Annotated in this window: 20 protein-coding genes; 12 read left to right on the top strand and 8 right to left on the bottom strand. The window is 37.3% G+C overall.

The genetic code is table 11. The features are described from left to right. Nucleotides 1-108 precede the first annotated feature (108 nt). A complete protein-coding gene (msrA, locus tag ZA07_RS09455) occupies nucleotides 109-765 on the top strand; it encodes a peptide-methionine (S)-S-oxide reductase MsrA (protein WP_053971445.1) in 657 nt (218 codons plus the stop codon). Nucleotides 766-831: 66 nt separating this feature from the next. On the opposite strand, the gene ZA07_RS09450 is transcribed toward msrA, so the two are convergent. Together ZA07_RS09450 and ZA07_RS09445 are read right to left on the bottom strand one after the other, a co-directional pair. Beyond that, nucleotides 832-3,321: a T9SS type A sorting domain-containing protein gene (locus ZA07_RS09450; protein ID WP_157492108.1), complete on the bottom strand. Its 2,490-nt coding sequence runs from the start codon at nucleotides 3,319-3,321 to the stop codon at nucleotides 832-834. Between the two features lie 349 nt (nucleotides 3,322-3,670). Next, entirely contained in the window at nucleotides 3,671-4,477 is an 807-nt protein-coding gene (locus ZA07_RS09445) for a bifunctional 2-polyprenyl-6-hydroxyphenol methylase/3-demethylubiquinol 3-O-methyltransferase UbiG (RefSeq protein WP_053971443.1), read from the bottom strand. Between the two features lie 297 nt (nucleotides 4,478-4,774). Here ZA07_RS09445 and kynU point away from each other — a divergent pair, with 297 nt between their 5' ends. Genes kynU through ZA07_RS09425 form a run of 4 tightly spaced genes read left to right on the top strand, consistent with a single transcriptional unit; the run spans nucleotide 4,775 to nucleotide 8,229 of the window. Beyond that, a complete protein-coding gene (kynU, locus tag ZA07_RS09440; RefSeq protein WP_053971442.1) occupies nucleotides 4,775-6,046 on the top strand; it encodes a kynureninase in 1,272 nt (423 codons plus the stop codon). Then, nucleotides 6,039-6,386 carry a hypothetical protein gene (locus ZA07_RS09435; RefSeq protein ID WP_053971441.1) on the top strand — a complete coding sequence of 116 codons (348 nt, stop codon included), beginning with the start codon at nucleotides 6,039-6,041 and terminating at the stop codon, nucleotides 6,384-6,386. Before kynU ends, ZA07_RS09435 begins: the two co-directional genes overlap by 8 nt. Before the next feature lie 30 nt (nucleotides 6,387-6,416). Continuing rightward, nucleotides 6,417-7,814 carry an NAD(P)/FAD-dependent oxidoreductase gene (locus tag ZA07_RS09430; protein WP_053972113.1) on the top strand — a complete coding sequence of 466 codons (1,398 nt, stop codon included), beginning with the start codon at nucleotides 6,417-6,419 and terminating at the stop codon, nucleotides 7,812-7,814. A 4-nt stretch (nucleotides 7,815-7,818) separates the two neighbouring features. Further along, complete coding sequence (locus ZA07_RS09425; protein ID WP_053971440.1) at nucleotides 7,819-8,229, top strand: RidA family protein; 411 nt, start codon at nucleotides 7,819-7,821, stop codon at nucleotides 8,227-8,229. Nucleotides 8,230-8,243: 14 nt separating this feature from the next. On the opposite strand, the gene ZA07_RS09420 is transcribed toward ZA07_RS09425, so the two are convergent. Then, the gene (locus tag ZA07_RS09420) at nucleotides 8,244-8,594 is read right to left on the bottom strand and encodes a hypothetical protein (protein ID WP_053971439.1); all 351 of its coding nucleotides are present in this window, start codon (nucleotides 8,592-8,594) and stop codon (nucleotides 8,244-8,246) included. Nucleotides 8,595-8,698: 104 nt separating this feature from the next. Here ZA07_RS09420 and ZA07_RS09415 point away from each other — a divergent pair, with 104 nt between their 5' ends. The 7 genes from ZA07_RS09415 (at nucleotide 8,699) to ZA07_RS09385 (ending at nucleotide 14,131) form a co-directional block, all read left to right on the top strand. Further along, nucleotides 8,699-10,141 carry an aldehyde dehydrogenase gene (locus tag ZA07_RS09415; protein WP_053971438.1) on the top strand — a complete coding sequence of 481 codons (1,443 nt, stop codon included), beginning with the start codon at nucleotides 8,699-8,701 and terminating at the stop codon, nucleotides 10,139-10,141. Between the two features lie 38 nt (nucleotides 10,142-10,179). Beyond that, the gene (locus tag ZA07_RS09410; protein ID WP_053971437.1) at nucleotides 10,180-10,491 is read left to right on the top strand and encodes a GIY-YIG nuclease family protein; all 312 of its coding nucleotides are present in this window, start codon (nucleotides 10,180-10,182) and stop codon (nucleotides 10,489-10,491) included. A 48-nt stretch (nucleotides 10,492-10,539) separates the two neighbouring features. Next, nucleotides 10,540-11,322, top strand: a complete 783-nt coding sequence (locus ZA07_RS09405) for an SDR family oxidoreductase (RefSeq protein WP_053971436.1) — start codon at nucleotides 10,540-10,542, stop codon at nucleotides 11,320-11,322. A 91-nt stretch (nucleotides 11,323-11,413) separates the two neighbouring features. After that, nucleotides 11,414-11,950, top strand: coding sequence for a 3-hydroxyanthranilate 3,4-dioxygenase (locus ZA07_RS09400; RefSeq protein WP_053971435.1), 537 nt, complete (start codon nucleotides 11,414-11,416; stop codon nucleotides 11,948-11,950). Nucleotides 11,951-11,970: 20 nt separating this feature from the next. Beyond that, a complete protein-coding gene (locus ZA07_RS09395) occupies nucleotides 11,971-13,053 on the top strand; it encodes an amidohydrolase family protein (protein ID WP_053971434.1) in 1,083 nt (360 codons plus the stop codon). Between the two features lies 1 nt (nucleotide 13,054). Then, entirely contained in the window at nucleotides 13,055-13,696 is a 642-nt protein-coding gene (locus tag ZA07_RS09390) for an O-methyltransferase (RefSeq protein ID WP_053971433.1), read from the top strand. 3 nt (nucleotides 13,697-13,699) lie between these two features. Beyond that, nucleotides 13,700-14,131 carry a redoxin domain-containing protein gene (locus tag ZA07_RS09385; RefSeq protein ID WP_053971432.1) on the top strand — a complete coding sequence of 144 codons (432 nt, stop codon included), beginning with the start codon at nucleotides 13,700-13,702 and terminating at the stop codon, nucleotides 14,129-14,131. A 7-nt stretch (nucleotides 14,132-14,138) separates the two neighbouring features. Here the strand turns inward: ZA07_RS09385 and ZA07_RS09380 are convergent, their stop codons facing one another. The 5 genes from ZA07_RS09380 to ZA07_RS09360 all read right to left on the bottom strand — a co-directional run bounded on the left by ZA07_RS09380 (nucleotide 14,139) and on the right by ZA07_RS09360 (nucleotide 18,968). Then, nucleotides 14,139-14,423, bottom strand: coding sequence for a twin-arginine translocase TatA/TatE family subunit (locus ZA07_RS09380; protein ID WP_157492138.1), 285 nt, complete (start codon nucleotides 14,421-14,423; stop codon nucleotides 14,139-14,141). Nucleotides 14,424-14,499: 76 nt separating this feature from the next. Next, nucleotides 14,500-16,812 carry a M1 family metallopeptidase gene (locus ZA07_RS09375; RefSeq protein ID WP_053971431.1) on the bottom strand — a complete coding sequence of 771 codons (2,313 nt, stop codon included), beginning with the start codon at nucleotides 16,810-16,812 and terminating at the stop codon, nucleotides 14,500-14,502. A gap of 73 nt (nucleotides 16,813-16,885) precedes the next feature. After that, nucleotides 16,886-17,380: a DUF6702 family protein gene (locus tag ZA07_RS09370; RefSeq protein WP_053971430.1), complete on the bottom strand. Its 495-nt coding sequence runs from the start codon at nucleotides 17,378-17,380 to the stop codon at nucleotides 16,886-16,888. A 36-nt stretch (nucleotides 17,381-17,416) separates the two neighbouring features. After that, entirely contained in the window at nucleotides 17,417-18,187 is a 771-nt protein-coding gene (locus tag ZA07_RS09365; protein ID WP_053971429.1) for a carboxypeptidase-like regulatory domain-containing protein, read from the bottom strand. Further along, complete coding sequence (locus tag ZA07_RS09360; RefSeq protein ID WP_053971428.1) at nucleotides 18,174-18,968, bottom strand: carboxypeptidase-like regulatory domain-containing protein; 795 nt, start codon at nucleotides 18,966-18,968, stop codon at nucleotides 18,174-18,176. Before ZA07_RS09360 ends, ZA07_RS09365 begins: the two co-directional genes overlap by 14 nt. Nucleotides 18,969-18,994 lie beyond the last annotated feature (26 nt).

The raw sequence follows: 18,994 nt of genomic DNA, 5'->3' as shown, positions 1-18,994 counted from the left end.
CGAAGGCCTTTACATTTGTAAAGGCTTTTTTATTTAATAAAACTTTCACTATTTAGAATTAAGGATATGCATTTTCTTACGACTACTACAATTAATAAAATCAATCTCATGAAACATATTGTAGCCCTTTTTATGACAATTTTCCTATTTAATTGTGAAAACAAAGCTCAATCCAACTCAAAAAAACAAGCATTACTAGAAGTCACACCTATGGAGGTTCCAATTCAAAATGGCAAAGCTAAAGCCTATTTCGCTAGTGGATGTTTTTGGTGCGCCGAGGCTATTTATGAAAGCATTAAAGGTGTTGATGAAGCCATTTCAGGTTATTCTGGCGGATTCACAGACAATCCCAGCTACAAATCCACAAGCACCGGGGCAACAGGACATGCTGAGGCCATCGAAGTCATTTATGACCCAGAAGTTATCAGCTTTGAAGAGTTAGTCGAGGTGTATTTTAGTTCGCAAGATCCGACCCAAGTCAATGGTCAAGGTCCTGATAAAGGGTCGCAATACAGATCCATTATATTTTATCAAAATGACGAGCAAAAACAAATCGCAGAAAAGAAAAAAGCAGAATGGGGCAAAAAATTAAATTCCAATATAGCTGCTGAAATTGTACCCTTTCAAAAGTTTTATGTAGCCGAAGATTATCATCAAGATTTTGAAAGACTAAACCCCACAAACCCCTACATCAGAAATGTCTCAAACAAAAGACTGCAGCAATTAAGACAATCGTGCCCCCTTTTATTGAAAAAGGAACATTAAAAAAGGTGCCAGATATTTTCTGGCACCCTAAAGACTAATTCAAAAAACTACTAATCAAAAATATCACTACATTTTGTTTTGGACGAGCTTCCCTGTAAAGCGCTCTCCATTAATGGATAAAATGTAAATCAATGTATTTGAATTTAATGAAGGTAAATTGACCTGATAATGATTACTACCCTCTTTTATTTCACCTGAAAATACAGTCATTACGCGTTGGCCTAACAAATTCATTAATACCAATTCTCCTTCACTTTTATCTGGAACATCTACTTTAAAATTAACCTCATTGTTGAAGGGGTTTGGGTAAGCCTTTATTGAAGGCTCCCTTATAGCCAACTCCAAACTTTCCAATTGAGGAACCTCCATTTCGTTAGAAGCTAACTTCTCCACTTGCTGTTCTCCTTGGCAAGTGTCAGCATTAGATTCACATAAGAGACCTCCTTTTATACGAGCCTTGATACTATACCCAGCTCCAGCTGCAATTACAAATTCGGTACTTTCTTGCCAAGGACCGTCATTATTATTGTACTCATAATTTCCTAATGGAAAGGTAACTTCCAAGGTAATGGATGACGACGAACAGCTCGCATTAGTTTTTATACCTACCACCGGCGTTCCAGGATTATTCACCGAACTAACATTGACACCATTACTTTGTGCAGTACAACTTGTTGGGATTGTCCCTGTGCCAATTACATAATATCCATTTCCAGACGGAAGATTACTCCAACTCAACCCAGATCCAGTTCCATTTTGAGGACTTTGAACAGTTGCATTAGAGCTATCATAAAGTTGATAACTAACACCTGTTTCTGACCCTGAAGAGGTAATCCCTCCTGTATTCGGATTAGAGCTACAAATAGAACTACCTGTTAAAACCAAGGCAATCGGATTGGCTACTGTTGACACATTGGCTGTATTACTTTGGGAAGTACACGAGGTTGGTGATGCTCCTGTACCTACCACATAATAACCGTTGCCTGATGGAAGATTACTCCATGTCAATCCTGATCCGGTTCCATTTTGTGGGCTTTGAACAGCGGCATTAGAATTATCATAAAGCTGATAACTCACACCTGTTGCTGATCCAGAAGATGTAATTACTCCTGTATTTGGTGCTGAATTACATATGGAACTACCTGTCAAAACCAAGGCTGTTGGATTGGTCACAGTTGAGACATTGACTGCATTACTTTGGGAAGTACAGGAAGTTGGTGATGCTCCTGTACCTACTACGTAATAATTATTACCAGATGGAAGATTACTCCACGTCAATCCAGATCCTGTTCCATTTTGGGGACTTTGAACGGTCGCATTAGAACTATCATAAAGTTGATAACTAACTCCTGTTTCTGACCCTGAAGAGGTAATTGCCCCTGTATTTGGTGCCGAACTACATATAGAACTACCTGTCAAAACCAAGGCAGTAGGATTGGTAACTGTTGAAACATTGACTGTGTTACTTTGTGAAGTACAAGGAATAGTTGATGATCCAGTACCTATTACATAATACCCATTACCAGCGGGAAGGTTGCTCCAGCTCAATCCAGACCCCGTTCCATTTTGTGCACTTTGAACTGTGGCATTAGAGCTATCATAAAGTTGATAACTGACACCAGTCTCTGACCCCGAAGAGGTAATCCCACCCGTATTAGCATTAGAACTACATATAGAGCTACCTGTAAGAACGAGAGTAGTCGGAACGACAGCTGCATTAATAGTACGGTTAAAAGAATTAGTACAGCCACTGGGAGCATTTGAATCTGTAATCGTTACGGTATGCGAACCTGCTGTCAAAGCGGAAAAAGTTGTTGAACCACCAGAATTGACTGTAATTCCTGTTTGCCCATCAATTTGCACAGAATACGGCGGGACACCACCGAATGGAGACACTTGAATGGATCCTCCACTTGTACACGTAGCATCAGTTACTGAAAGAACACCATTGACACCAGTTTCTACCGCAATTTGGGGTAAGGTTCCACATTTTGGGTTGATCTCATCTGGATTATTAAATAATACTTCACAAGTTTGGTTGGGACTGGCTGAAGTCCATGCTAATGTCAAATCAGTAATTTCCAAGGATTCATTACAGCTCACAGTAATGGCTGTTGCGGTAGTTATCTCTGTTTCTTGATTGGGTAGGACTGGACCTCCACAAGCAAAGATAGGTGTAGGCGATCCAGGGAGCTCATTACCGCTAGAATCATACCTATGGAGGTAACCCCAAAAGGCAAATGAGGTTCGGGTAGAACCGGTTTTATTATAGATTTTCAGGGTTAATGTTCTGGTTCCATCACAAGCACAGGGGTCATTACCTGGAGGAGGTAAAGATGCCCCAACAAGTTCTAAATCCTTTGAAGTACAAGAAATTCCTTCAGGAGGAAAAACGATGTCTTCTTGTGAAAACATTATCGATACAAAAAGAAAAAATAGTAATTGAAAAAATAATTTAGAAGATCTGATTGTCTTTTTAATTAAAGCATTAAGGTTTTTTTCAGAGTGAACATGTTGGAAGTTTTGGCGCTTTAAAAGTAAAATTTGTGATTTCATGGGTTTTAAGATTTAATTGATTAATAGCATGAGGCCAAGTCAATTAGACCGGGGAATAAAACACCACTTTTAAGCAAGAAAATCCTTGGAAGTCTAGTTAGGATGCATAACAATGAAAAGACATGATAATTTTGAGAGGTTTAATAGAAGTTTATTAAACCATGGAGGTTTGCGGCTTGAACCACTATTAATTAACTGGAGAGAAAAATATTATAATTTGATTAACAGCTAATTAAAGATAATCAAACCTTAATACACCATCGAAAAAAGACGTCAGAATGCTATTTTAATGCTTAAACTACTCGTAAATAAGGAAATAGGACTACAAATTCATTTAAAAAAGTAATTTCTATTTCAAAGGTTTTGATGCCTTTATTTCAAAAATCAATGGATATAATTGATGATTAGCCACATACATCCCTGAAGAAGTTTCTGTCAAATCTGGCAATACATCATAGGGACTTTCATAATGCTCTTTTAAATATTCAATCTGCAAACCAGCCTCTGTAAGGGAGCTAATGATTTCACCAAAGCCATGATTCCAACCATATTCTTTGCTAATCATTTCAGAATCTGTATCAGCGTAGGTACCTTCATACTCCTCATAGATGGCTTCCTTTTGCATGTATCCATACTTTATCACAGCAGGTTTTTCCAAGTAGTCAAACATCCAAACTATAGGATGAAATTCTGCCATATAAAAAACCCCTCTAGGTTTTAACCGCTCCGCAATCATTATCGCCCACGGTTTTAAATCCGGCAACCAACCTATCACCCCGTAACTCGTAAAGATAATATCAAACAAAGAGGCCACATACTTTGAGGTATCCAATACATTGCAACAGAGAAACTCTGCATCCAGTTTTAAATCATCATTGAGTTGCTTTGCGATTTCTAACGCCTTATCACTAATATCAACTCCCATACACTTAGCGCCCAACCTACTCCAACTTAAGGTATCCTGCCCAAAATGACATTGCAAATGCAATAATGATTTGCCAGACACATCACCCAAAGCCTCCAGTTCATAAGAATTTAATGAAGATTTCCCTTTCTTAAAATCACTTAATTGATACATATCACTTTGAGAATGTACCTCAGCCTTTTTGTTCCAGGTATTCTTATTAGTTTCAAAATATTTTGTTAAATCTTCCATAATCAAAGAATTACATCATCCAAATGCATCATACACGCGTAAATATAATAAACTTAAAAATTCCGCAATACGCGTCTCTATAAATCGAAAAAGCGCTTCCACTATCAGTTGAAGCGCTTTTTCCTTTCTTGGCTTTCAAAACCTTAGTCCAAGAACCAGAATAAAAGCAAATTTCTGGTTTCCAAACTATAGTAATTTCTTTATGAATACAAATTTCAAACCTAATTTAAGATACCCCTAAAACTTCATAGCTTGAATTAGAATTCTTATTTTTACCGAAATCAAAACACAAACAAATTGACTAATCACAAACTAGGTCTTGATTATGCTAAAGAACAAGACCAAAATGATCCTCTAAAAGACTATCGAAAGAAGTTCCATATTCCCACGGATCAAGATGGAAAGGAACTGGTTTATTTATGTGGTAACTCTTTAGGGCTTCAACCAAAAACCACCAAAGAATATATTGATCAGGAATTGAATGATTGGGCCCAATTGGGAGTAGAAGGGCATACAGAAGCCAAAAATCCATGGTTACCTTATCATGAATTACTGACTGAAAATATGGCCAAGGTTGTTGGAGCCAAACCCATTGAGGTGGTTGTCATGAACACCTTAACAGCCAACCTCCATTTTATGATGGTATCGTTTTACAAGCCTACCACTAAGCGATATAAAATACTTATCGAAAGTGATGCCTTCCCTAGCGATAAATATGCCGTAGAATCCCAATTGCGTCATCATGGATATGACGATAAAGATGGGCTTATCTTATGGAAACCTAGAGAAGGTGAAGAACTTTTGAGATATGAAGACCTTGAAGGCCTTTTGGATAAACATGGTGAGGAAATTGCACTTGTATTAATTGGAAATACAAACTATTACACGGGGCAATTTTTTGATATGAAACGCATTTCAGATTTGGGACATAAACATGGTTGTATTGTTGGTTTTGATTGTGCCCATGGTGCTGGAAATGTCAATTTAAAGCTTCATGAATCGGATGCTGATTTTGCAGTTTGGTGTACCTATAAATACCTAAATTCTGGCCCAGGAAGTTTGGCTGGCGCGTTTGTGCATGAAAAACATGCCTATGATAAATCACTGAATCGCTTTACAGGATGGTGGAGTCATAACAAACAAACCCGCTTTAACATGCGACATGAATTTGATGTGTTGCCTGGTGCCGAAGGTTGGCAATTAAGCAACCCTCCTATTTTATCTATGGCAGCTATCAAAGCTTCTTTAGATATTTTTGGTGAAGTAGGCATCGAAGCTTTGAACGAAAAATCAAAAAAACTTACAGGGTATTTTGAATTTCTTTTGAAACAACTGGGTGAAGACACTATCAGAATCATTACTCCTGAGAATCCAAAAGAAAGAGGTTGCCAACTATCCATTCAAGTAAAAAATGCTGATAAAAACCTATTTGATAAACTTACCAAATCGGGCGTCATTGCCGATTGGCGGGAACCTGATGTAATTAGATGTGCCCCAGTGCCATTATACAATTCGTTTGAAGATGTTTACAGAATGGTGGAAAATCTAAAATCGATTTTAAATGGATAAAGAAATAATTTTGAAACCCTATTCAAATGAAAAACATATTTTATTTATTGACAAAAAGTCGGAAGTAGGGTTTTGGAATTATCAAATGTTCGGACTATTCAGTTTCCTTTTGAACAAAAAAAGAGATTGCTTAATCATTACCGAAAATAGAATTATTCTAATCATAGAAAATGAATTAGTTACAGAAATTGAACATGATGGTGTTCTAAACATCAAATTTAATCCCTTGAATGATTCCATAAGTTTTAATCATCCAATAAAAAATGCTCAAGAATTGAGTTTAAGAAGTCTGAGATTAACTTATGACGAGATTCAGAAAATAAAAAATGTATTGCATTAAATCGAATTCATGTTCTCTGAAAATAAAAAAATGAAAGATAAACAACAAAACATACTAATTATTGGTGCCGGACTTTGTGGCTCTCTTTTAGCATTGCGACTTGGTCAACGAGGTTATAACGTAACTGTTATGGAAATGCGTCCAGACATGCGCAAAGTTGACATAAGTGCCGGAAGATCCATAAATTTAGCCTTTTCAGATCGAGGAATCAAAGCCATGAACATGGTCGGCATTCTGGATAAAGTGATGCCACTTTGTATTCCTATGAATGGAAGAATGCTTCACGATTTGGAAGGGAATACCATCTTAGCCCCTTACAGCGGGCGCGAAGAGGAATATATCAATTCCATCTCCAGAGGTGGCTTGAATTCTCTATTGCTCGACGAAGCAGAAAAGCATGATAATGTTACCATCCATTTCAACAAAAAATGCCTTTCTGTCGATTTCGAGAAAACCACTGCTACTTTTAAGGATTATAATAGCCAATCTGAGTTTGTTGAAGATGCCGATGTCATTTTCGCGACTGACGGTGCTGGATCAGCAATGAGAAAAAGTTACTATTTGAGTAAAAAATTCCTTTTTAGCTTTTCTCAAAATTGGCTCTCTCACGGCTATAAGGAACTTTCTATTTTACCCAACGAGAATGGTGATTTTAAAACCTTTAAAAATGCTTTGCATATTTGGGGACGTGAATCGTTTATGCTTATTGCTTTACCCAATTTGGATGGCAGTTTTACAGTCACATTGTTCTTAAGTTATGATGAAGGGGAATACAATTTCAACAACCTAACAACCAAAGAAAGCGTTTTGGAGTTCTTTGATAAATATTTTAAAGATGCTTTGGAATTGATGCCTAATTTGGCTGAAGACTTTTTTGAAAACCCTACATCGCCTTTGGGAACAGTGAAATGTTCTCCTTGGCATTACAAAGGAAACACCTTGTTGATGGGTGATGCAGCGCATGCCATTGTTCCTTTTTATGGGCAGGGGATGAATGCTTCCTTTGAGGATGTAACGGTCTTAGATCAAGTATTGGAAGAAGAACATAAGGATTGGGAAACCATCTTTAAAATTTATGAATCCCGACGCAAAAAGGACACCGACGCCATAGCTGATTTAGCCATTGACAATTTCCATGAAATGAAGGGTCATGTCAATCACCCTAACTTTAGGGAAAAACGAAAATTGGAAATGGCTTTGGAAAAAGAATTTCCAGAGTACGCTTCAAAATATTCCCTAGTGACTTTTAATGAAGATATAGGATATCAAGAAGCCATGTTGAGGGGACGTGCCCAGGACAAAGCCATTTTAAACATGCTGGCCGATGGCACTTTAAATATGGAAGATGATTTAAAAACCAATTTTGAAAAAGTTAAAGTAGAAACCGATCATATTTTAGAAGAAGATCGCATTGCTAAAAACGCATAAAACGATGAGTGAAGAAAAAAAAGTAACACCCAGAGGAGCCTATCCGCATGTAAAAGTAGTTGGCGATTTCATTTTTGTCTCAGGTACTAGTTCTAGGAAACCAGACAACACCATTGCAGGAGTCGAATTGATAGACGAGATGAACACCAAAAAACTGGATATAGAAGTTCAAACCCGTGAGGTCTTAAAAAACATCGACAGAAACTTACAAACCGTTGGAGCTAGCATCAAAGATGTCGTAGATGTAACCACTTTTTTGGTGAATATGAATGATTTTGCTGGTTACAACAAAGCTTATGGGGAATTCTTTGAGAAAGAAACAGGCCCAACAAGAACTACGGTAGCAGTACATCAGCTACCTCATCCTGATTTAGTTGTAGAGATCAAGGTAACGGCTTATAAGAAACAAGAATAATAAAAAACTAGAGTCTATTTCCCAAACTTATTAACTAAAGCCTTTTCCGTTTTCAACCCTATAACGGCAACTCCAATAACAACAATGGAGATGGCGAGGATAAAACCAACCATCATTTGGAAATTTAACAAAAATCCCAATATACCTAAGCCAAAAAGAATGCCTGCAAATTTTAAGTAAAGGTTTCCTCCATAGCTTAAGGAAAAATACCAATGCTCCGAACTTCTTCCGGCTCGCTTGGATTTAGAAAGCATTTTAAAGTCCTCCTGGTATTTAGGTGGTTTTTTGGTTTGCCACCAACCTGTAAAAAACATTAATACAGAAGTGGTCAAAAGAATAATCGAGAAACTGTTTTCAACATTCATAAGACGAATTACTTAGACCAAAATACAAAATATGCACGGGATTTTCATGGGGTAGCTTCCTTAATTTATTTGTACTTTTGGAATCAAACCAACTATAATATTTTGTGGAAAAAATCCAAAATTATATAAACGGAAGTTTTCATAATCCATCATCTAACGATTGGATTGACAACTACTGTCCAGCCAATGGAGAAGTATATGGCCAAATCCCTAATTCAACTAAAGAAGATGTTGAAAACTCTTATTTAGCAGCCCAATCTGCTTTTCCTAATTGGTCGCAAACGACTTTGGAAGAACGGAGCCGTATCTTGATTAAAATATCGGAATTACTGGAGGCTAATCTAGATCGATTTGCAGAAGCTGAAAGTAAGGACAATGGCAAGCCAATAAGTTTGGCCAAGTCGGTAGACATTCCCAGAGCCGCAAGTAATTTTCGATTTTTCGGAAATGCCATTACGCAATTTGCCAGTGAAAGTCATGAAAGTGTAGGTCAACAAGCTATTAATTATACCCTAAGACAACCTATAGGCGTTGTCGGCTGCATTTCCCCATGGAATTTACCGCTTTATTTATTTACATGGAAAATTGCCCCTGCATTAGCAGCTGGTAATTGTGTTGTTGCCAAACCCAGCGAAGTTACGCCTATGACAGCTTTTTTACTGGGAGAAATTTGTAATGAAGCAGGTTTACCTAAGGGAGTTTTAAACATTGTTCATGGTTTGGGAACCTCAACAGGTCAAGCCATTATTGAACATCCAGACATTAAAGCCATTTCCTTTACGGGAGGTACGGCAACTGGAGCCCATATTGCAAGAGTAGCAGCCCCGATGTTTAAAAAGCTATCGTTGGAATTGGGCGGAAAAAACCCCAATATCATTTTTGCAGATTGTGATTATGAGGATATGCTTAACACAACGGTACGTTCCTCATTTGCTAATCAAGGGCAAATTTGCCTTTGCGGAAGCCGAATTTTTGTAGAAAAAACTATTTACGACCAATTTAAAGCCGATTTCGTTGCAAAAGTTAAAGGCCTGAAAGTAGGTCATCCGGCAAAAACATACACCAATATTGGCGCCTTAGTCTCCAAACCCCATTTGGAAAAGGTTTTAAACTACATTGATATTGCCAAAGAAGAAGGCGGAAGCATACTATGCGGGGGCAACCAGGTAACTGTTGAAGGTTTTGAAAATGGTTATTATCTCGAGCCTACCGTCATTGAGGTTAAAACGGATGAATGCCGTGTGAATCAAGAAGAAATTTTTGGCCCAGTTGTAACTATCATGCCTTTTGAAACCGAAGATGAAGTTTTACAAATGGCGAATAAGGTAAAATATGGTCTCTCCACGACCCTTTGGACTAATGACCTAAAACGCACCATGCGAATGAGCCAACAATTGCAGGCTGGAATTGTATGGGTTAACACATGGATGTTACGTGATTTGCGTACACCCTTTGGTGGAGTAAAAGCCAGCGGTGTAGGTCGTGAAGGCGGCTTTGATGCCTTACGATTTTTTACCGAACCTAAGAATGTTTGTATAAAATATTAAAATCGTATGTCCCCTCGAGCGCAGTCGAGAGGTAAATAATGGAAACCTATTATGTTTACATATTACTTTGTTCTGATCATTTAACTTATACAGGAGTTACAAATAATCTTGGAAGGAGGTTTGAAGAACATCAAAATGGTTTAAACACAAAATGCTTCACTTATAAAAGAAGACCATTAAAATTAGTTTTTCAACAAGAATTCAATGATATTGAACAAGCAATCTATTTTGAAAAGAAAATTAAAACATGGAGTAGGAAAAAGAAATTAGCATTGTCAAATGGTGACTTTGATTTAATTCAAATATTATCTGAATGCCGAAATGCAACGCATTCCAAATACAAACCCTAAGAAAGGTCTCGACTGCGCTCGACCTGACAAAAAAAATTAACTTAGAAAATGAATCTAGAACTAAATAATAAATACGCCCTAGTTTGTGGAAGTACCGCTGGTATAGGAAAAGCAACTGCTATTTCTCTAGCCAACGAAGGCGCAACAGTCACTTTAGTGGCTCGAAATGAAACCAAGTTAAAAGAAGTGTTAAGGGGTTTACCAAACTCAGACAAGCACAGTTATTTGGTTGCTGATTTTTCAAACCCTGAAGAACTTCAAGAAAAGGTAAACACCTTTATAACTCAAAACCATGGCTTCCATATTTTGGTAAATAATACAGGAGGTCCTGCCGGAGGCCCAGTATTTAGTGCTAAACTTGAAGAATTTGAAAATGCCTTTACCCAACATTTAAAATGCAATCACGTTTTGGCGCAAGCAGTTGTTCCTTTTATGAAAGAAACTGGTTTTGGAAGGATCATAAACATTATTTCCACCTCAGTAAAACAACCTTTGGATGGTTTAGGGGTGAGCAATACCATTCGTGGTGCCGTTGCAAACTGGAGCAAGACTCTAGCCAATGAGTTAGGACAATTTGGAATCACGGTGAATAATGTCCTACCCGGGGCAACAGGAACAGAGCGATTGACGGAAATCATTAAAAATAAATCGGCAAAAACAGGTAAAAGTGAAGATGAAGCTGCCGAGGCCATGAAACAAGCGGTGCCAGCCAAACGTTTTGCCCAACCCGAGGAATTGGCTGATGCTATCACGTTTTTAGCAAGTTCTCGCGCCAGTTATATCAACGGAATTAACCTTCCTGTTGATGGTGGTCGAACAAAAAGTTTGTAAATTTAACCAAAACCCGCGTGAGGGGTTGAAGCTAGCTACCGTGTAGCGCGAAAAACCCGACCCGCAAGGGGCACGCCTAAAAAAATAACATATGAGCCAATTAGTTTCTCCTATAAATTTCAAAGAATGGATTGAAGAAAACCGTCACTTGTTAAAACCTCCTGTAGGGAATAAAGTGGTTTGGAAAGATGGCGACTTTATTGTCATGGTAGTTGGCGGGCCTAACAGCCGTAAAGATTATCACTACAATGAAACTCCTGAGTTTTTCTACCAAGTGGAAGGAGATATTGTTTTAAAAGTTATTGACGAAGGTCAACCTAAAGACATTCACATAAAGGAAGGTGAAATCTTTCTTTTGCCTCCAAAAGTTCCACATTCTCCACAACGTGGTGCTAACACCGTGGGCTTGGTTATAGAATACCCAAGAGAGAAAGGAGTGCAAGATGCCTTGTTGTGGTTTTGTGAAAACTGCACAACCAAATTGTATGAGGAAGATTTTACATTGGACAACATTGAAACTGACATGCCCAAAATTTTTGATAAATACTATGGCGATCCCGAGAAGCGAACCTGTCCCAATTGTGGGCAAGTGATGCAACCACCTAAAAAAGTACAACTAGAAGACTAATATTACTACCAACTACCAACATGAAACGCAAACTAAGAATTAATGGCCATTCTCACCTATTGCCCTATCCCGAGGAGATTCCTCAATTTATGAAGGATAAGGGTATTTTTTGGGTTGACAAAGACAGAAAATACATGCTTCAGAAAGACTGGAGCAGACCTGTAACCGATTCGAGTTTTTTCTTAAACGAGAAGCTTGAATGGATGGAGCGCTACAAAATAGATCATGCGGTAGTACTCAACTTGTCGCAGTTGTATGGGAACGGTCTGCGTTTAGAAGAGATGAAGCAGGCCCTTAGGTTTCAAAATGATTTTAATGGTAGAATTCAAGCCGAAAACCCTAGCAAATTCACGTGTGGATTTGTAGTACACCCAGGATTTGTTCGTGGTGCTTGCTGGGAAATTGAGCGTTGTGTGGAAGAGTTAGGTATGAACTTATTATGCCTTCCCACCCATTATATGGACACTATTGGAACTTGGCGTTGTATTTTTGATGAGGAAAACGAACCTATTTTTGAGTTAGCCAACAAATATAATTTGGCCGTTGAAATTCACCCCTATGATGGAGAGAAATTCATCAAACTTCAAAACACTGCTTGGAGATTTCATTTGATCTGGATGTTAGCACAATGCGCAGATGCTTACCACTTCCTAACCTTAAATGGTTACTATGAGAAATATCCAAATATGCGAATTTGTTTTGCTCATGGCGGACAATTGGCCCAGATTAATTTAGGGCGACGTATTCAAGGGTTTGATGGTCGTCATGATTTATTTGAAGGTAAAGTACATCCTAGAAAAGCTGTGGGGCATAAAAACATATTCTTTGACACCCTAGTGCATGACACAGGCTCACTTCAATTATTGATAAAAAACCAAACGGCTAAACAGGTGCTAATTGGCTTGGACGATCCGTATCCATTAGGGGAAATGGAAAGCACTACCCAATCTTCATATCCAGGGAAAATTTTGGATTTAGCCATTGAGAGAAATATCATCGACGAAACTGAAAAGGATGCCATGTGGGAGGATAATGTATTGCAATGGTTATTTGGTGATGATGAAGTCAAAAAGCAAAATTTAGTAAACAAGATTCTGGCTTAATATGCATTTTCTGCCTGAACATATTGACAACTATGTTGTAAAGCACTCTGAAAATGAGCCGGAGCTTCTGCAAAAGCTCAACAGAGAGACCCATCAAAAAATTTTACAACCAAGAATGTTAAGTGGCGACTACCAAGGAAGGGTTTTAAGCATGCTTTCCAAATTAATTCAGCCTAAATACATATTGGAAATAGGGACCTATACAGGATATTCTGCGCTATGTTTGGCGGAAGGCTTAACAAAGGGTGGTGAATTACATACCATTGACGTAAATGAGGAACTGGTGGATTTTCAAAGGAAGTATTTTGACGCCTCACCATTTGGAGAACAAATTTATCAGCATTTAGGTAATGCCTTAGATATCATTCCAAAACTTGATCACACTTTCGATTTGGTTTTTATTGATGCCGACAAACCAAATTACATCAATTATTTTCATGCTATTGTAGACAAATTGAGACCTGGAGGCATCATCCTTTCAGATAATGTTCTTTGGAGTGGCAAAGTAGCCGAACCTATTAATGATAAGGATACGTCAACAAAACTATTGGTTGAATACAATCAACTATTGAAGGAAGATTCTCGTGTTGAAACCGTTATTTTGCCCATACGTGATGGCTTAACAATAAGTAGAAAGCGTTAGATAATGGATAACCAATTAAATTCGATAGTGGTTCAAGACTTTGATCAAAATCCAGTGGATTTATTGTCAATTTACAAAAACCAAAACCTGCTACTCTTAATTTATAACAACCAATGTTTAGGATGCACTGGAAGAGCTGTGCCATTAGCCTACAAGCTGCAGAACATGCATAAAAACGTAACTGTTATTGGCATTCATAGTAATTTTGGTACTCAAACAACCTCTGAAGAAGACATCAAAAGTATATTCACCTCAAAAGAATTACCCTTCCCCATCTATTTAGATGAAACACATGAGATTTATGATTTCTTCCAAAGCGAAGGAACACCTCAGTGGGTACTAATTACAAAAGATAAAATGATATACCGCTCGGTGTTTGGTTCTCAGGCCAATGCTGAAAATCGTTTGCTTTATGCTTTGGAGAGTTTAGATTAGAAGAAATCTACATGTTCCTTTTTATTGAGCCCGTAAAGTCCTCTAGATCGTCTTTGACTTTATTGAGTTCGTCTTGAACATCTTTGGTGATATTGGTATCAATACCCATCTTATCACTACTGTTATTAATCTCAGATTTAATATCATTGGAAGCATCTCGCAGCATACGCATGCCTTTCCCTAAGCCTTTGGCTACTTCTGGAATTTTATCCGCTCCAAAAACCAACACCACGATGAAGAGAATGAAAATCACCTCTGGTGTACCTATAAACAATATAATCGCACTTGCTATCACGATGCAAATATACTAAGATGAATTATATGAAAATTAAAAAGGCCAGTTAATTCAACTGGCCTTTTGTTAATTTTTAATCTCTTACCTGATTTTTAAATTTATCAAAATCACTTTGTTGAACTTCTTTTGGCCAACTGTTATTTGATGTGTCTATATCTGCAGTTTCCAGGTTAGGATCAACTGTAATCTTTACGATTTCCTTATCAGAAGCCACAGATTTGCTAACTTCTTTATCATTGTATCTCCATATTTGCGCTGGATATGTTTCTGTTTTAGAAGTTCCATCGCTATAGGTATACTCTACAATAATAGGCATTACCAAACCTCCTGGTTTTTCAAATGTAATAGAATAGAAATATTTTGGTTCTTTAATATTCTTTCTTTCATCCGCAGTGAAATTGTCCATAAGGTATTCTTTTAATGTAGATGAATTTTCAACTGCAGAACCATTCTTTAAACTTTCCTTATAATCTTCACTTCCCTCTTCTACCATGTATACTAATGGAGGTAAATCTGACATTTTCATTCCTCTTTGTGCCACGATATCCTTAACATATTTGTTTGGTTCAGAAGACACATAGTATTTTTTAACATCCTTCACTCCTATGTCAACCCAATCTGTAGTGTAGAACCAACCTCTCCAAAACCAGTCTAAGTCAACTGCAGAGGCATCTTCCATCGTTCTAAAGAAATCTTCTGGCGTTGGGTGCTTAAACATCCATCTTTGCGCATAAGTTCTATAGGAATAGTCAAACAATTCCTCCCCCATAATGGTCGTTCTTAAAATATTAAGAGCCGTTGCTGGCTTGCTGTAAGCATTGCTTCCAAACTGATAGGTATTTAAACCTTTAGTCATAATAGGCGCAATAAAATCTTGATTTCCTCCCATGTAAGGGATTATTTTAGCCGCAGGCCCTCTTCTCGACGGATAGGTTTCATCTCCTTCTGATAAGGCATCAGGATACCATTTACCAAAATCCTGCTCCGCCACATATTGGGTAAATGTGTTTAAGCCTTCATCCATCCAAGTCCATTGACGCTCATCACTATTCACAATCATCGGAAAGAAGTTATGTCCAACTTCGTGGATAATAACACTCATCATTCCATACTTGGTTCGGTCACTATAATTTCCGTTTTCATCAGGACGACCATAGTTCCAACAAATCATCGGATATTCCATTCCTTGGTTCTTAGCATGAACTGAAATAGCCTTATGGTATGGATAATCAAATGTCATTCTTGAGTAAGACTTCAAAGTACTAGCCACCGCTTTGGTTGACCAATCTTCCCATAACGGATTGCCTTCTTTAGGATATAAAGATACTGCCATGATGTCTTTTCCACCGATATTAACGGCCATCATATCCCAGATATATTTTCTGGATGTTGTAAAAGCAAAATCACGAACATTCTTAGCATGAAGCTTCCACGTCTTAGTCTTAGTTGATTTATTCTTTTCAGCAGCTTCTGCTTCTGCTTGAGTTACTATAATCACTGGTTCGTCATAAGACTTTTTAGCCTTTTCATAACGATTCATCATTTCTTTAGTAAAAACATCCTTACGGTTTACCAACTCTCCTGTACCATCCAAAATATGGTCGGCTGGAACGGTGATGTTCACTTCAAAATCACCAAAAGGTAACGCAAATTCATCACGTCCCCAGAATTGGGAATTTTGCCATCCTTCTACATCATTATAAACGGCCATTCTAGGGTAAAACTGAGCTATAACATATGCTCGGTTATCATCCTTTTCAAAATATTCATATCCAGATCTTCCTCTTCCATCTACGTGATTGTTGATGTTATACCACCACTTGATTGAAAATGAAAATTTCTCTCCAGATTTTAATGGCTTTGGTAATTCAACGCGCATCATGGTTCTGTTAATAGTATGTTGTAACGCCTTTCCGCCCGCTTCTTTTACTTCCATGATATTGAAACCACCATCAAAAGGTTCTTTCATATAAGTTGAAACAAAACCAGAAGGTTGTTGAGCAGGTGCTACACCACTTCCTTCAATTAAAGGCGTTTTAGAATCTTTGGCTCTCATGTTTTGATCCAATTGAACCCATAGATAGGTTAACTCGTCTGGAGAATTATTGTGATAAGTAATCGTCTCAAATCCAGAAATTGTAGCCTTATCATCATCCAAGGTTATGTCCATTTTGTAATCTGCCTGCTGCTGATAGTAGGATGGACCCGGAGCACCAGAAGCCGTCCTGAACATATTTGGGGTTGAAAATTCGTCATACAATTGCTTAAATTTATTGTTATTGGTATGACCGGTTTTTGTTTCGGGCTTTTCTTGTTCCTGTTCTTGTGCAAAAGCTTGAACAGATAAAAAAGCCATCGAAAGAAAGAAATACTTGTAGATTTTCATTATTCTTTTGAAAAGTTTGTTAGTGGTAAAAAATTCGGCGGAAAATAGCAAAAAATCAATGCAAATGAGACATTTAATCGTAATTTAACATTGCTTTATCATTTTCTCTAGTGAGGATAAAGGATTTATTCTTGGAGTTAATTTTCGTGCGAATGATATTTTGTTGCTCTTCATACAAATCATAGAGCACGGAATTGGTAATTTCAATAGAGGAAATTTTCTTCACATTTTCAACTTCCAAATAAACGATGGCAATATCATCTTCATATTCTTTCCCTATGTAATTTAAGGATACCTCCTGGCCGTTAATTTTAATTCCAAATTTACTCCTTATGTATTTTTCAACATAAAGATCTACTTGCTTATCTTCATTTTTATAAGCCATTACTAAATTTTCATCATACCTAGCTTGTAGGACATCTTCTAGGTCATCAATAAAAATTCGTGAGATAAGTTGCAACGATTTTTTCTCAGGAACATATTCCACTTGGGTAATGCTTACATAATATTTATGCAAACTGGAAAATGCCATAAGTGGCACTACGAATAAAATTAACAGGTATTTCATTTGATTTTTTTGACTTCTTTACAAAAAGTGTTCCAACTAATCGGTTTTAGTTTGCCACTGCTTTTTAAACTCTTGAAGCTTGACCAATAGCATTTCTAAAATTTCAATATCACCACTCACTTTACATCGTTGGATAAAGATATCGTCTTCGGAACAAAAGTAGAAAAATTCATTACGCCTTTCTTCTGGTAAGTCTTCCATTTCAAATAATTTATCTTCAAGACTTCTTCTTATCTCATACATTAGATCATCTCGGCGTTCCAACTTAATTCTATTCCTGAGCATTTTTGTTCGTCCCGATATGGCATTAAGAATAGGGTTCAAAGGAACAAATCCTCCTCCAGTAGTTGCTTCTTTTAACCGTCTTTCACTTTGGGTTGGTGGTGGTCCCTCATAACTGGGTATTCCTAATTTTCTTGCTGTGATGGGTTCACCTTCTACAGCCGAAACATCATCCATTAAATCTCCCGTAAGCACCTTACCTAAAACCACTTCATTTAATTCATAGGTTGTATCAGTCAATGAGACTTCTACTATTCCTTCTTCTATCATTTTCTGGTAGACTACTATTTCCTTTGGATGATACAACAAGGAGGAAAACAATATGGTATCATGAAGTTTTACAGGAATTATGAATTCGCCTTTTTCATTCGTAATAGTAAACCTACTTGAAGTTTTATTAATTACATGGATATTTTCTACATCCTCATTTGAAGTAACCCTACCTGATAACAGCACTTCTTGGGAGCACAGAACATTGGCAGATAGAAAAATGATAACAAAAAAGATTACATCAATCTTCCCCATTACCCAAACCTCTGAACTTTTCACTCATTTTCACCATATACTCAATCAGCTCTACCTCATTTTCATCCTTTAACAAATCGGCATCAAATCCCTTTTCATAACAGAAAGAATAAAAGGCTTCTATTTGATCCTCCGGAATATGAAACTGTTGGGTTATAAACGCATGGGTATATTTTTCAGAAATATCAACAATTTGATCTTCTCTCTTCAGTTCTTGGTGTTTAGGAAGTGGCTTGGATTTTTTCTTAAAAAACACACTTAATAGGGCCGCAAAATCAACGCCATTGTAAAATTGACCTTGCCTGGTTATGAAATTATCTACTTTGGTTAAATGATCTGTCGGGAAATTCATATTCCTCACATCTCCTAAAGTCAAATTCCCCAAGGGGTCAATTTTCATCACTTTAACGCTATCTACATCAACACCCAAATTACCCGTCAGTTCCGAAGAAAAGACATAGACCTCGTTCAAACTATTGACCTGCTCAGTTAGCCAAATTTTCAAAACGCCTGTAATCATAGTCTCTTTGGCTACAGGAAAGGATACTGGAGTATATTGAAGTGCCGATATCTCTATTATATCACCCTCTCCCATTAACAAGGTAAACTCCCCAAACTGATCTGTTATAGTTCCTTTGGAAGTAGATTTATTATAAATGGTTACACCTTCTACATCATTTTCATTGGAAACCACTTGGCCGGTAATTTCCTTTCTAATGACACCTTGTGAAAAAGTTGAAATAGTGATTAAAAAAAAAGTGAAAAGTAAAAGTTGTTTCATGAGATCGCTTTAAAGTTTTTATTAAA

The organism is Mangrovimonas sp. ST2L15, from assembly GCF_001280515.1.
In the GTDB taxonomy this organism is placed as follows: domain Bacteria; phylum Bacteroidota; class Bacteroidia; order Flavobacteriales; family Flavobacteriaceae; genus Mangrovimonas; species Mangrovimonas futianensis.
The sequence above is the reverse complement of the archived record's forward strand: the minus strand, read 5'-3'. Positions and strand labels throughout refer to the sequence as shown.